We start from the raw sequence: 13,587 nt of genomic DNA on the forward strand, positions 1-13,587 counted from the left end.
AAATCAAGTTATGAAAATTAAGCATATACTATCGATTGCGGCCCTTGCGCTGGGTTTATACGCCTGTAGCGATGATTATTTGGATAAGGAGCCCTTATCCGAGATTACAGCAGAAAATTTTTTCAATACCGAAGCTGATCTAAAACTGTATACCAATAGTTTTTACAGGATGTTTCCAAGCACTTCAATTTACGATGGGGATGCCATTACGGATAACATCATCCAGAATGAATTAAGTGAAGAGATGAGGGGCGCCCGTTTGGTACCAACTTCCGGAGGAGGTTGGGATTGGGCCTATTTAAGGGATATCAACTTCTTTCTTCAAGAATATGAAAAATCCGAGGAGGAAAATGCCAAGGCGCATTATGGCGGTGTTGCCCGCTTTTTCAGGGCCTATTTTTATTTTGATAAGTTACAACGTTTCGGTGCAATTCCTTGGTATGGTGAACCAATTGACCCAAAGGACTCCGAAACTTTGACAAAACCAAGGGATTCCAGACAATTTGTCGTTGATAAAATTCTGGAAGATCTTGATTGGGCAATCGCAAACATGAGAGCGGAACAGAATGTGTACGAGATTACTAAATACACCGCGTTGGCCTTAAAGTCTAGGGTCGGACTTTATGAAGGCACTTTTGAAAAATACCGGGGTATCGAAGGCTATGGGAAGTACTTAAACGCATCTGTAGCGGCTTCGGAAGAGTTGATCAATGACTCGCCCTATAAGCTCTATAGCAGCGGAAGCCCTGATGATGATTATAGGAACCTGTTCAATTCGCATGATGCCATAGCCGACGAAATAATTCTCTCGAGGGCCTATTCAGAGACCCTGAATATTGGCCATAATGTAAATTACTATACTACAACCAGTTCCTATGGTAGGCCTGGAATGCCTAAAGACCTTGTAGATAGTTATTTAAATGCGGACGGTTCCCGCTTTACCGATCAGGCGAATTTTGACCAGATCTTCTTTACGGAAGAAGTGGCCGACCGTGACCCGCGATTGTTCCAAACGATAAGGACCCCCGGCTATACACGGAAAGGGGAAGCAATCGAACGTGCGCCCAATTTAGGAGCAACGGTTACCGGTTACCAGATTATTAAATATGTGACCGAGCCCGTTTACGATACCAATGGCCAGTCGATTACCGATTTGCCTTTGCTCAGGTTCGGTGAAACACTTTTGAACCATGCCGAGGCAAAAGCGGAATTGGGGACTTTGACCCAGGAAGACCTCGATAAATCTATAAACCTATTAAGGGCGCGGGTTGATATGCCCGGTTTAATACTGGATGCGGCCAATAGCGATCCTGATTCCTTTATAGCCGATCAATACGTAGGGGTAGTGGGCGCAAATAAGGGCGTCATCCTGGAAATTCGGAGGGAAAGGCGTATCGAGTTATATATGGAAAATTTTCGGTGGGACGACATTGTCCGCTGGAAAGCGGGCGAAACCTTGACCCAGCCCATTCGTGGCCTATATTTTTCCGGTCCGGGGGAATATGATCTTACAGGTGATGGCGAAATTAACGTAGTATTATATGAAGGGGAACGACCGGACAATGTAATTACGGGAATCCAGTATTACCAATTGGAATCCGATACGTTTTTGGACAATCAAGGCTTAATAACGCCCCACCCCGATTATGAGAACAGGACCTTTGACGAAAACAAGGATTATCTCTATCCTATTCCAAGGGTAGAATTACAATTAAATCCGAACTTGGAACAAAATCCTGGATGGCAATGAAAAATATAATAGGTATCTTATGTCTCATTTGTGGTATTGTCGGATCTGCACAAAATACCGAAAAAAACCTGACGGTCATGACCTTTAATGTGAGGTATAATAACCCTGACGACGGCATTAATATTTGGGATAATAGAAAGGAATGGTTGACCAAGAGTATCCGGTTCTTTGAAGCAGACCTCGTTGGGGCGCAGGAGGTCACCTATTCCCAATTACAGGATATGGAGGCGTTATTGCCTCAATATGACCATGTGGGAGTCGGTCGGGAAGGTGGTAAAAAGGGAGAATTCACTCCTATTTTTTATAAGGAAGATCGTTTTGAACTTTTGGAGCACAATACCTTTTGGCTCTCGGAAACCCCGGAAAAGGTAAGTTCGAAAGGATGGGATGCCGCCCTGCCACGAATCGTAACCTGGGCAAAATTCAAGGATCAAAAAGGGGGCGAAGTTTTTTATTTTTTCAATACCCATTTTGACCATAGGGGCCAACAGGCAAGAAAAAAGGGCGCGGAATTGATTGCAATGGAAATCAAGCGCATTGCCGGTGAAAATACGGTGGTACTGACCGGGGATTTTAATACACCTCCAGATTCCGACCCCTATACGGTATTGACGGACCATGCCCTAAAAGATCCATTTTCTATGCTGGATGCCGAGAATACATATGGTACGAAATATACGACCAATGGTTGGGACATCGAGGCGGGGGAGGAACGCAATAGAATCGATTATGTTTTTTATAAAGGAAAACAAATAATTCCGATTAAGTACCATGTGCTTGATGGGCAGCGGGGAAAGCGATTTATCTCGGACCACTTTCCGATACTTGTCGATTTTAAGCTCAATGCCGTGAAATAAAGTTTGACGAACGTCGTATATTACAAACAATGAAATATCTATATCTAATCTTATTTTTCGGTACTATAGGTATCGCGAGCTTTTCCGGAATTTCAAAATGTTCCGGTTTTGATGAGACCAATAACCGCTTACATGGGGAAGAACGGCCGCTATGGATTATGGCTTACAATATCCACCATGCCAATCCGCCTTCCACGCCCGATTCCATCGATATTCCGGCCATTGTCCGTACCATAAGGGCACAGAATCCCGATATTCTGGCCCTACAGGAAATTGATGCGAACACCAAAAGGTCTGGACGGGGTAACCAAGCGGATATAATAGCGGACAGCCTTGGTATGAATGTATTTTTCGGCAAGTCCATCGATTTTGAAGGGGGAGAGTATGGCGTCGCCATTCTGTCAAAATTCCCCATTTCGGAAGGAACGGTTTATAGACTTCCCACGGCGTCCGGCACCAATGGCGAAAAAAGAATTCTGGCTACCGTAAAGATAGCTTTGCCCAATAATAGGTTTATCCGGTTCGGAAGTACCCATTTGGATTCCCAAAAGGAGAATACCAATCGTCTTCTTCAAATAAGGGAAATACAGCGCATTGCCTCGGAAGACGGTTTGCCCATGATAATCGCGGGCGACTTTAATGCTCCGCCCAGCTCGGAGGTCATCACCATTTTGGACCAAGGTTTTAAAAGAACTTGTGATACCTGTCAACCTACCATTCCCGTGGACCATCCGGAAAAGACCATTGATTTTATCGCTTTTAGACCCGAAAATTCATTTAAAATAATTAATCATAAGGTTATTAATGAAACCTATGCTTCAGACCATTTACCTATTGTGGCGTTACTTGAACATTAGCATATGATCATTTACTAAGCCATACGCTTGTACAAATCCTCCTTAAGTCCATGCCAACTTGAATTTTGACCCTACATGAACAAAAATCAAAAAATATCCCCAGAGAACAATGGCAGGAGAGGTTTTATAGGAAAGCTTTCTAAAGCTGCAATCATGGGCGCCTCTCTGCCTTTGAACCCGGTCATTGCCATGCCCACGATTTCGGAAGGGAACGGGGGCGGTCCATCAGAGGATTTGTTTGAGCTGTCGACCGCCCCCTATCTTCAGAATTTAACGGAAAGTTCCGTAACTATACTCTGTATTACAAACGCCAAAGCACATAGTTGGATAGAATTTGGCCCGAAAACCCTTAATCTCAGAACAGAAACCCATTCCGACGGTTTCGTGCAGGCAAATAACAGTCTACACAAAATACAATTATGCGGATTACAAGCGCATACTACCTACAAATATAGAGTGGCGAGCAGACCAATCGTCAAATTTGACCCATACGACCTTGTCTTTGGAGAAACCGTATTTAGCAACATGTTCAGTTTTACTACCCCAGCTACCCATGCGGATTCTGTTTCCTGTATAATTCTCAACGACATTCACGACCGCCCGTATTCTTTTTCAGATCTTCTTTCCCTATGTGGCGATTTCAAATATGATTTTGTAGCGCTAAATGGCGACATGTTCGATTTTCAGACCGATGAAAAGCAACTGATAGATCATTTAATTGAGCCATGCACAACACTTTTTGCCAGCGAAAGGCCTTTCCTAATGATAAGGGGAAATCATGAAACTCGGGGCAAATACGCAAGACATTTCAAAGATTACTTCACGTACAAGGATAATGAATATTACTTTTCATTTAAACAAGGCCCGGTGCATTGGATAGTTCTCGATACAGGGGAGGACAAAGAAGATAGTGCACCCGCTTATGGCGAAATCGTTTGCTTCGACCAATTTAGGGAGACACAAGCCATTTGGTTGGAAACGGAATTGGAGAAATTGGAATTCAAGGACTGTAAATATCGCGTCGTCCTCATGCATATTCCTGTATTCCATTCGGGAGATTGGCACGGCACTATGCACTGTCGGAAACTCTTCCATCCTATTTTCGAAAAACACGGGGTAGATGTGGTTATTTCAGGCCATACTCATACGTATGGCATTCACCCGCCAAACAATGAACATAGGTATCCGATTATTATAGGCGGAGGGCCTAAAACAGATACTCGGACCGTAATTCAGTTAAAGGCCGACAACCGGCAATTACAACTAAAAATGATACGGGATGATGGTTTAGTGGTTGGTGAGTATAGTATTGATTAGGAAATATGAAGAATTAGGAGTTCGGAATTGATGATAAACGATTTATATTTACGGAAATAAAACCTTGTTGATTGTCGAAAAAAGGACAAATACCGATATTGTTAGAAAATAAAATTAATATTAGCGAGATTCCACAATCCTTCTGATAGCCGTGCTGATTGCCACGGCGGACTTCCAACAATCTCTAATGCCTTCATTTCCGATTACGCTAAATTTGTACATGGACGTATTGCAACAACTTCTCGGCCGCTTACATCCCTTGATTGTGCACCTTCCCATTGGTTTTATCCTGTTGGGTCTGCTATTGCAATGGCATGACAGAAAAACCCGGCAGTACGGCAAAGTAATAGGTCTTATTTTTCTATGGGCGGGAATCAGTGCCGTTCTGGCTTGTAGCACGGGCTATTTGCAATATTTGGGAGAAGGCTATGGGTTCGATACCGTGAAATTGCATTTGTGGTCCGGTATCGCAACGGCCCTTTTTTCGTTCATAATGTACGCCCGCTTGAGGAAATGGAAACCAGCGGATTTCCTTGCTAAAATTCCGATGGTCGCATTTTCCATCCTCCTTTTTGTAATGATTTCATTTACGGGACATCAAGGCGGGAACATCACGCACGGCGAAGATTATTTGGTGGAACCTTTGCCCAACTCCATAAAATCGGCCTTGGGCTATGCGACTTTCGAGGAAAAGAAAATCGTGCTGAACGAACAAAATTGGGACGAAGCCCAACTTTATGAGGAGGTAATCGATCCTATTTTGAACAATAAGTGCATAAGCTGCCATAATCCCAAAAAAACTAAGGGCGAATTGCTTTTAAATTCAGAGGAAGGCATTTTGACCGGAGGTGAAAACGGCGAGGTGGTCGTGACCAACAGTGCTTCCGATAGTGAAATCTTTATTCGTATGAACCTGCCCAAGGACAATGACGACCATATGCCGCCGGAAGGCAAAACCCAGCCGTCAAAGGAAGAGATTGCCCTGATCGGTGCCTGGTTGGATGCGGGGCATCCTTTCGGGGGAACGATTGCGGAAAGTGGTCTGGGAAAGGAACTGTTCCGTCCATTTTTCCCCAAAAAAGTGGATAATGATTATCCTAATTTGGATATCGTCGCGGCATCCCAAGACAGTATCGACGCTATTAAAGACCAGGGCATCCATATCGATAAAATCAGTACGGCGGTTAATTTTCTTAAGGTTTCCTGCCTCAACAAGCCCTCATTTTCAGATTCGGATTTTGTCCTTTTGAATTCCTTAAAAAAACAGATAGCCGTTCTGGATCTGGGCGGCACCCGAGTATCCGACGCTATCTTCGAAAAGCTGGCGACCCTTCCCCATTTGACTATTTTGAATTTGGATGATACGGATATCACCGGAAAAGGTATCGAAAAGCTGGCGGACGCATCCGAACATCTAAAATCCATCAACCTCACCAACTCAAAATTCCAGGAGCCCTATCTGGAAAAATTGGCGGATTTCAAAAAATTGAAAAAGGTCTATGTCTTCAATAGCCAACTGGACGCCGACGGCACGAAAAGTCTAAAAGACGGACAGATTACCATTGATTATGGCAATTACGAACTGCCGGCAATCGCTTCCGATTCCATTGTTTATTGAAAAGAGTCGAGTTGAAAGAGGGCTAGCGGTTGCATTAGGCATCAGGGTCAGAAATCCTGCTTTATATTGAGAAGCTCATCGGTAAACCCGACCTCATTTTCGGGTGATATTTAGTAACTTTACGCCTTGCAAAAAATCAAACTCATGAATCCAAACAAAAAAGGTCTCAACACCATCTGCACCCACACCGGCGAAGTAAAGGACAAGCAGTTCAAGGGAGCGATATCCCCCTTATATATGAGCACTTCCTATGCATTCGAGGATGTAGACGTCAAACGCTATCCCCGTTATTTCAATACGCCCAACCAAGAATCCCTCTGCAAAAAAATCGCCGCTTTGGAACATGCGGAATCCGCCTTGATTTTCGGTAGTGGCATGGCGGCCATCAGCACTGCTTTGATGGCTTTTTTGAAAGCAGGCGACCATATTGTGCTGCAGCAGACCTTATACGGGGGTACCTATAATTTGGTGACAGAGGAGTTCCATAAATACGGCATCGAATATTCCTTTACCGAGGGATGGCAACCTGAGGCTTTTGAGGATAAAATTCAGGAGAATACCAAGGTCCTCTATATCGAGACCCCATCTAACCCGCTGTTGACGGTAACCGATTTGGATGCCATCGGCAAACTATCGAAAAAACACGGACTTATTTCCATGATCGACAATACATTCGCCAGTCCTGTCAATCAGAATCCCATTGATTTCGATATCGATATCGTCATCCACAGTGCCACGAAATATATGGGCGGGCATTCCGATATCTGTGCGGGTGCGGTGGCATCGACCGAAGAAAATATCAAACGGATATTTGCCCTGGCCAAGAATTTCGGGGGAAGCCTTAGTGATTACACGGTCTGGCTGTTGGAACGCAGTATGAAGACGATGGGCATTCGCGTAAGAGCACAGAACGAAAACGCACAGCGGATGGCCGAATACCTTGACGCACATCAAGATATCGGAGCGGTGTACTATCCCGGCCTACCAAACCATCCCGGTCATCGGGTTGCCAAAGCACAAATGAAAGGTTTCGGAGGGATGTTATCCTTCGAACTCCATGAAGGTCTGGACGCTTCCCAGTTCCAAAAATCCTTGCAACTAATAAAACCCTCCATGAGCTTGGCGGGCGTTGAAAGTACCGTACTTTCGCCATCGCAAACCTCGCATGCCCTTTTAGGAGCCGAAGAAAGGAAGCGACAGGGCATCAAAGATGGCCTGATCCGTTTTTCGGTGGGTATCGAAGAGACCGAAGATTTGATTGCGGATATCGAACAGGCACTCAATAAAATAAAATCAAAAGGTACTGCGGTAACCCGTTCATGACCTGTAAAATGTATCTCGGCCTTAAACCTGAGGGTCAAATATTGAACTTGAACTTAACATGAAACTAGACATAGTAGTATTCGGCTCCCACCCCGATGATGCCGAACTCGGTGCAGGGGCAACCATCGCCAAGGAGGTCGCCAACGGAAAAAAGGTCGGTATCGTCGATTTGACCCGGGGAGAACTTGGAACAAGGGGCTCTGCCGAAATCCGGGATAAGGAAGCGGCCAAATCCGCAAAAATTTTGGGCGTTTCGGTACGCGAAAATTTGGCATTTGACGACGGATTCTTTGTGAATGATAAAGCACATCAGTTGGGAATTATTCGTATGCTGCGAAAATATCGACCCGAAACTGTGCTTTGTAATGCCATCGACGACCGCCACATTGACCATGGAAGAGGTAGTAAACTGGTCAGTGATGCCTGTTTTTTAAGTGGATTGGTGAAAATCGAAACAAAACTTGATGCCAACGCTGAAGTACAACTTCCTTGGCGCCCAAAAGTGGTCTACCATTATATCCAGTGGAAAAATATCAAGCCGGATTTTGTAGTCGACGTTTCGGGTTATATCGAAAAGAAAACAGAGGCTATTCTAGCCTATTCCTCGCAATTTCACGATCCCAATAGTAAAGAACCCGAAACCCCGATTACGAGTAAGAATTTTCTAGATAGTGTAGCATACCGCGCAAGGGATTTAGGACGCTTGGTTGGCGTAGGGTACGGAGAAGGGTTTACCGTAGAACGGCACGTTGCCGTTAATCGCTTGGGCGATTTGAAATGAAACATAAATTTTAACCTGCTTCCCGTGACTAAAATTACACTAACTGCCACTAACGACCGAAATCACCCCGTCTTCCGATATGACTTCTTCGCCCGAGGCACTGTAAAATGAAACGTACTACCTTTTCTGAGTAAACTCTCCGCCCAGATGCTACCCCCATTTTTTTCGACCATTTCCTTACATAGCGAAAGTCCGAGTCCGGTGCCTTTTTCATTGTTGGTACCATAGGTAGTGTGATTGGAGTTCAATGCAAAAATCCTTTCGATGGTCTTAGCGTCCATGCCGATGCCCGTATCCCGAATGGAAACTTGCCAGTATTGACCTTTCTCTTGGGCCGAAATGGTTACCATTCCGTTTTTGGGCGTGAACTTAAGGGCGTTGCTGATGAGGTTCCTGATGACGATATCGATTTGATCACTATCTGACCACACCAGGGTATTCGTAGGTATTTGGCTTACGAGTTTGATGGACTTGTTCTGCGCGATTTCGGACAATAAATGGATGTTGTCCTTTACTATCGATTCCAGACCCACTACCGAAGGTTTCGTTACGGCACCGTTCATCTGCGTATGGCCCCATGTCAGTAAATTGTTCAAAGTAAAGGAGATATGGTCAATATCGTGCCGCAGTTTGGGTATGTATTCCATGAATTCGCTTTGGCTTATATCGCCTTCCTTGAATAGTTTTAGCAGCCCTTGGAATGCGCCGATCGGACCTCGCAGATCGTGACCAATGATAGAAAACAACTTGTCTTTCGTCCGGTTGATGTCTCGCAGTTCTTGCTCACTTTTCTCTAAATCTGTAGTTTTCCCTTTCAGTTCGGTGTTGAGATTCTTTTGTATTTTTTCACTTCGGCGTACCAAGAAGGTAATTACAACAAATATTAAAAGAATGGCCAACGCTGCGTTTACGTAGTTTCTTTGTTGTGCCAATTGCTTTCTGTTCACCTCGATCAGATCTTGCTTTTGCTTTTGATGTTCCATTTTGGTTTCTAGCAGGGTAAGGCTTTTTTTGTTCTCGTTGCTGGATAGGGAGTCCGACAATCTCTGATAAAGCTCGTGATATTCCAGCGAAGCGGCGAAGTTCTTTTTGTTCTTATGGATTTTGTACAAGGTTTTGGCACATTTTTGTTTACCCTCCATAAACTGTAGTTTGTCGGAAACTTCAAAGGCCTCGAGCGCATAACGTTCCGAAATATCATCCTGTTTTAGTCCGAAATAGGCTTCCGCCATTCCGTTGAGCAAATCGATTCTTCCACGATCGTCATCGAGATTTTTGTGCAACATTTCGCTTTGACTATACCAGTAGATGGCCCATTTGAACTTATTTTCTTTGAGATAGGTTTTCCCTTTTACTTGATAGGCAAAGGCGAGCCAATCCATAATTTCAAGCTTTTCGAAAACCGTGATACTACTATTGACGTTGTACATGGCATAGTCAAGTTGGCCCATATCGGCGTATAGCGATGCGATATTGCTCATGGTTTCCGCAGAATAGATTTCGTTACCGATTTCCTGATTTATTTTTTTTACTATTTTATAGAACTCAAGGGCTTGAACGTAATCTTTTTGCGAGATATAAAGATTGGCGATGTTTTCGCTCATTACAGAAAGCATTAAGGAATCGCCGTAGGCTTTCGCCAAATCAATTCCTTCCAAATAGCCGATCAAGGCTTTGGCATAGTCTCCTTTGTAACCGTATTCCCCTGCCAGGTTGTTTTGCGATTTCAAGATCAGTTCTTGGTTTTTAGTAGTTTTACCAAGTGATAGTGCCTTTTTATAATAAGTAATGCCCTTTTTGTGGGCACCTTTATCGGAGTAATAGTCGCCAAGGCCCAACAGTGCCTTATTTTCGCCCAATTTGTAGTCGGAAGATTTACTTAATTCCAGCGCTTGGTTCGACAGCTTAAAAAGGCTATCGCTGTTGTAAAATCGCATTTCGTTGCCTAATGCATTGATTAGGTCGATGTAAAGGGTGTCTTTGGTGGTGAACCTCGGTTGTGACCTCTTTATATGCAGCTGCTCTTTTAAACTATCCTTGACATTCTGCTGGGCGTTATTTTGAATGGGGACGAATAGGGCAACCCCTAAAATAAGCAGGTGTTTTTTTAAAAGGGAAGACAACGTCAAAAAGTAGGTTTTGACAATATTCATGCTTGCGACGAATTATAGACAATCGAAATTAGCCGTTGAAGCCCAGTCTAGGTAAATTTTGTTGTGAAACGCTATATTTTGTGTGTTTTGTCCGATTTGGGATGCATTTCATCGGAGTTTATCGGGTTTGGATACGAATTTCTGCTGGACCTAAAAAGCAAAAGTCCCATCGCAAAGCGACAGGACTTTTTGTTTACCTATTGGGTGGAAGACCGGTTTCGAACCGGCGACCTCTTGAACCACAATCAAGCGCTCTAACCAGCTGAGCTACAACCACCGTTTAAGAAGGCGCAAAGATATTTTTTTTGAGCGATCTTTCAAATTAAAAAGAAGGTTATTTTACAAGCACCGGCCACGCATAGCTCTAGCCTTTCCAACTTACTTACTCGCCTTATCGGCGACAATACGCTGTTCGCGATTGGCTATTTCCCAGGCGGTATAAAAAATTAACCTCGTCCGATTTTCTAACAGGTCGTAATTGATTTTGTCAGGCGTATCACCGGGTTTATGGTAATCGGCGTGCGTTCCGTTGAAGTAAAAGATGATGGGAATGTTGTTTTTGGCAAAATTGTAATGATCGCTACGGTAATAAAAACGGTTTGGATCGTTTTCGTCGTTGAATTTATAGTCCAACTCGATGTTGGTATATTTTTTATTCACCGCCTCGGATAGCTCGTGCAGTTCGGTACTTAGTTTATCGGAACCTATCAGATAAAGATAGTTTCGATTTCCTTTGTATTCCGGGTCAATGCGACCGATCATATCGATGTTAAGATCGGCGACCGTATTTTCAAGCGGGAATATCGGATCGAAATCGGTATAGTAACGCGAGCCCAAAAGGCCTTTTTCCTCGCCGGTAACGTGAAGAAACACGATAGATCTTTTGGGTCCCTGTCCGGCATCGGCAGCTTTTTTAAAAGCCTCTGCAATTTCCAAAAGAGCTACCGAACCCGAACCGTCATCGTCGGCACCGTTATTGATCTGTCCATCGGATGTGATGCCAATATGATCTAAATGTGAGGAGATTATTAAATATTCGTCCGGTTTTTCCGAACCTTTAATAATGGCCACCACGTTTTCGGAATTTACTTCCTTATTTTCACTTTTAATGGCGATGTTCAGTTCCACCGGTAAGACTTCGGGCGTGCCGTTCGTTTCGATACTCGGCAGTAGGGCCTTGGCCAGTTGGGCATCGATAAAAAAGTTGGCAAATCCCGCCTCCTGGTCATCGGCGAGTTCCATTCTGCCGCTATCGTTGTTCTTCATGTAATCGAATCGGCTTTTAAAACGGCTATAATTTGCCTCGTCAAAATAGAAAACGGCGGATGCACCTTTGCTGGAGGCCAGTTCCATACGCTTTCCAATAGATTCGGACATATTGCTCCATATCGATGGCTCGTTCGAACCGGATAAGGTATACGACCCATCTTGGTTTTTTGGCTCCCCGGCCTTGATCAAAATAACTTTTCCTTCGACATCCAATCCCTTATAATCGGAATAGTCGGCCTCCTCTATCCCATAGCCGACATACACGATGTTGTCATAGGTGCCTTCAGCTTGCGAGAAAGTCAAAAAACCATCCCCTAATGCATATTCTTTTCCGTTTACCGTAACCGAACCGGTAGGTACTTGGCCAACTTCTAAAGGTACTTTTTGAAAATAGTCCCCGTTTTTCTGCGCTGCGGGAATGTTTAGTTGCCCATATTGGGCCTTTAGGTATTCCACGGCCTTCTTTTGGCCCGGCTGTCCTGTTTCCCGGCCCTCGAATTCATCGGATGCATAGGTGTACAGATGTTCCTTCAATTCCGCTTCGGTTATCGTTTCCGCATAGGTCGTCGGATCTGAGACTTCCGTAGGAGTTAGTGTTTCGGTAGATTCGGATACTGCGGGTTGCGAAGAATTGCACGACATGGCCAACGCAATCGCCAAAAATGCGATATTTTTCATAGGGTTTCGTTTTGTCTAGAATAATGGGCAAAAATAGGCAAAACTAAAAGAACATTTTTATTTGAAGGCATACTGATTCGTGTACTTTGAAGGTACCATCCCCTTTAGCTTTCTGAACTGTCGATTAAAGTTCGATATCGATGAAAAGCCAGATCGCTCTGATATTTCCAAAACGGACAACTCTTCTTCATCCTTTACCAACAGCTGACAGGCGTGTTCAATTCGGAGTTCGATCAAGAACTGAAAGTAGGTCTTGTTCGTACGTTGCTTAAAATACCGGCAGAAAGCGTTCGGGGTCATGTGCACCAATCCCGCGGCTTCCTGCAAGGTAATGTCGTGCTGAAAATTCTTGATGGTATAATCGAAAATCAACTGCATCCGTTTTCCCTCCCTGATAGTGATTTCCTTGGGATACAGAAATTGTGTTAAGGCTTGTTTTTCGGAAGGGACTACTTTTTTTAGCAACAGAAGGAAGTTCATTAAACGTTCCAATTTCTCGGATTTTAAAATCCGAAGCATCAGCGCTGCGATTACTTTTTTGTTTCCTGTCAAACGAAATCCTTCTAAGGCCATATTGAAAAAAGGATACACCTCTTCAAGAACTGGAAGTTCAAAAAAGCCTTTCCCAAAAGTTTTCTCGGTAAAGAACAAGCTGATCATATGTACACCCTGCGGTGAAGGGTCATTGCTAAAAAGATGCGGACTGTGCGGAGGGATGGCGAAAAAATCACCGTCTTCAAACGGGTGCACACTATCGCCAACGATTAATTTGCCCTTACCTTTCACGATAAGGCTCAACTGCAGTTCTTTATGTTGGTGCAATTGGCCGTAGAACGTAGGCACCCGATCCTCCTGTACAATTAGGTTTTCATGTAGGGGTTTGGGAATTTGAAAAGGGAGGACTTTCATGGAGCTCTATCGGTAGTTTGTTGAGCAAATATATATCCAATTCCATCGAAAGCCGTATTAACTCGGTTAAAATAG

Annotated in this window: 10 protein-coding genes and 1 tRNA gene; 7 read left to right on the plus strand and 4 right to left on the minus strand. The window is 44.0% G+C overall.

Annotated elements, in window-relative coordinates:
* Positions 1-10: 10 nt before the first annotated feature.
* The 7 genes from BLT07_RS14260 (at position 11) to bshB1 (ending at position 8,503) form a co-directional block, all read left to right on the plus strand.
* On the plus strand, positions 11-1,750 hold the full coding sequence (locus BLT07_RS14260; RefSeq protein ID WP_091870140.1) for a RagB/SusD family nutrient uptake outer membrane protein: 1,740 nt from the start codon (positions 11-13) through the stop codon (positions 1,748-1,750).
* A complete protein-coding gene (locus tag BLT07_RS14265; RefSeq protein WP_175455335.1) occupies positions 1,747-2,607 on the plus strand; it encodes an endonuclease/exonuclease/phosphatase family protein in 861 nt (286 codons plus the stop codon). The genes BLT07_RS14260 and BLT07_RS14265 overlap by 4 nt, the downstream gene beginning before the upstream one ends.
* 29 nt (positions 2,608-2,636) lie before the next feature.
* Entirely contained in the window at positions 2,637-3,464 is an 828-nt protein-coding gene (locus BLT07_RS14270) for an endonuclease/exonuclease/phosphatase family protein (protein ID WP_217633323.1), read from the plus strand.
* Positions 3,465-3,539: 75 nt separating this feature from the next.
* Entirely contained in the window at positions 3,540-4,781 is a 1,242-nt protein-coding gene (locus tag BLT07_RS14275) for a purple acid phosphatase family protein (protein ID WP_091870147.1), read from the plus strand.
* A 220-nt stretch (positions 4,782-5,001) separates the two neighbouring features.
* Positions 5,002-6,399 carry a c-type cytochrome domain-containing protein gene (locus BLT07_RS14280; protein ID WP_091871007.1) on the plus strand — a complete coding sequence of 466 codons (1,398 nt, stop codon included), beginning with the start codon at positions 5,002-5,004 and terminating at the stop codon, positions 6,397-6,399.
* Between the two features lie 144 nt (positions 6,400-6,543).
* Positions 6,544-7,722: a trans-sulfuration enzyme family protein gene (locus BLT07_RS14285; protein ID WP_091870152.1), complete on the plus strand. Its 1,179-nt coding sequence runs from the start codon at positions 6,544-6,546 to the stop codon at positions 7,720-7,722.
* 58 nt (positions 7,723-7,780) lie between these two features.
* Positions 7,781-8,503, plus strand: a complete 723-nt coding sequence (gene bshB1 / locus BLT07_RS14290; protein ID WP_091870156.1) for a bacillithiol biosynthesis deacetylase BshB1 — start codon at positions 7,781-7,783, stop codon at positions 8,501-8,503.
* Between the two features lie 62 nt (positions 8,504-8,565).
* Here the strand turns inward: bshB1 and BLT07_RS14295 are convergent, their stop codons facing one another.
* From BLT07_RS14295 to BLT07_RS14310, 4 genes are all read right to left on the minus strand, one after another.
* Complete coding sequence (locus BLT07_RS14295) at positions 8,566-10,656, minus strand: tetratricopeptide repeat-containing sensor histidine kinase (RefSeq protein WP_091870161.1); 2,091 nt, start codon at positions 10,654-10,656, stop codon at positions 8,566-8,568.
* A gap of 202 nt (positions 10,657-10,858) precedes the next feature.
* Positions 10,859-10,934 (minus strand) — tRNA-His (locus BLT07_RS14300).
* A gap of 100 nt (positions 10,935-11,034) precedes the next feature.
* Positions 11,035-12,603, minus strand: coding sequence for a M28 family metallopeptidase (locus tag BLT07_RS14305; protein ID WP_091870165.1), 1,569 nt, complete (start codon positions 12,601-12,603; stop codon positions 11,035-11,037).
* A 57-nt stretch (positions 12,604-12,660) separates the two neighbouring features.
* Positions 12,661-13,512, minus strand: coding sequence for an AraC family transcriptional regulator (locus tag BLT07_RS14310; protein ID WP_091870169.1), 852 nt, complete (start codon positions 13,510-13,512; stop codon positions 12,661-12,663).
* Positions 13,513-13,587: the final 75 nt, after the last annotated feature.

The organism is Pricia antarctica (genome assembly GCF_900101815.1).
In the GTDB taxonomy this organism is placed as follows: domain Bacteria; phylum Bacteroidota; class Bacteroidia; order Flavobacteriales; family Flavobacteriaceae; genus Pricia; species Pricia antarctica.

Coding starts and splice junctions, on each gene's coding strand:
- BLT07_RS14310 (WP_091870169.1), bottom strand. CDS start 13,512: ATGAAAGTCCTCCCTTTTCAAATTCCCAAACCCCTACATGAAAACCTA.
- BLT07_RS14305 (WP_091870165.1), bottom strand. CDS start 12,603: ATGAAAAATATCGCATTTTTGGCGATTGCGTTGGCCATGTCGTGCAAT.
- BLT07_RS14285 (WP_091870152.1), top strand. CDS start 6,544: ATGAATCCAAACAAAAAAGGTCTCAACACCATCTGCACCCACACCGGC.
- BLT07_RS14295 (WP_091870161.1), bottom strand. CDS start 10,656: ATGAATATTGTCAAAACCTACTTTTTGACGTTGTCTTCCCTTTTAAAA.
- bshB1 (WP_091870156.1), top strand. CDS start 7,781: ATGAAACTAGACATAGTAGTATTCGGCTCCCACCCCGATGATGCCGAA.
- BLT07_RS14270 (WP_217633323.1), top strand. CDS start 2,637: ATGAAATATCTATATCTAATCTTATTTTTCGGTACTATAGGTATCGCG.
- BLT07_RS14275 (WP_091870147.1), top strand. CDS start 3,540: ATGAACAAAAATCAAAAAATATCCCCAGAGAACAATGGCAGGAGAGGT.
- BLT07_RS14260 (WP_091870140.1), top strand. CDS start 11: ATGAAAATTAAGCATATACTATCGATTGCGGCCCTTGCGCTGGGTTTA.
- BLT07_RS14265 (WP_175455335.1), top strand. CDS start 1,747: ATGAAAAATATAATAGGTATCTTATGTCTCATTTGTGGTATTGTCGGA.
- BLT07_RS14280 (WP_091871007.1), top strand. CDS start 5,002: ATGGACGTATTGCAACAACTTCTCGGCCGCTTACATCCCTTGATTGTG.